1 protein-coding gene is annotated in these 417 nt (G+C 46.3%); it reads right to left on the reverse strand.

Annotated elements, in window-relative coordinates; translation table 11 throughout:
* Positions 1-417, reverse strand: a 417-nt coding sequence (locus AB4512_RS10150) for an HAD-IC family P-type ATPase (RefSeq protein WP_372174862.1), incomplete at both ends; no start/stop codon positions are given.

Genomic DNA, 417 nt, shown 5'->3' on the forward strand with positions numbered 1-417 from the left:
TAATACCGTCTCCGACCATGGCAACACTCTTATATTGCTGTTGCAGCTGAACAATGTGTTGAGCTTTCTGCTCTGGAAGCACTTCTGAAATCACTTCGTCGATACCGACGTTTTTACCTATCGCTTGAGCTACAGAGTCGTTGTCGCCCGTTAATAGCACAGTGTGAATTCCGGCGGATTTTAGTTGAGCTATCGCCTGTTTGCTATCTATTTTTAACGCGTCTGAAATGCCCAATATGCCTTCCAGTTTTTGGTCAATCGCAATGAAAATAGGCGTCCACGCTTGCGAGCGGCAAAGCTCGATGAAATCCGCGCCAACCTCTGTATTGATACCTAATTGGGTGAGGTACTTAAGCGAGCCAACTTGCACTTTCTTGCCGTTAATTGTTGCTTGAACCCCAAGCCCTCGTTGGTTTT

Origin of the sequence: Vibrio sp. 10N.222.52.B7 (assembly GCF_041474275.1) — a bacterium.
Taxonomy (GTDB): domain Bacteria; phylum Pseudomonadota; class Gammaproteobacteria; order Enterobacterales; family Vibrionaceae; genus Vibrio; species Vibrio crassostreae_C.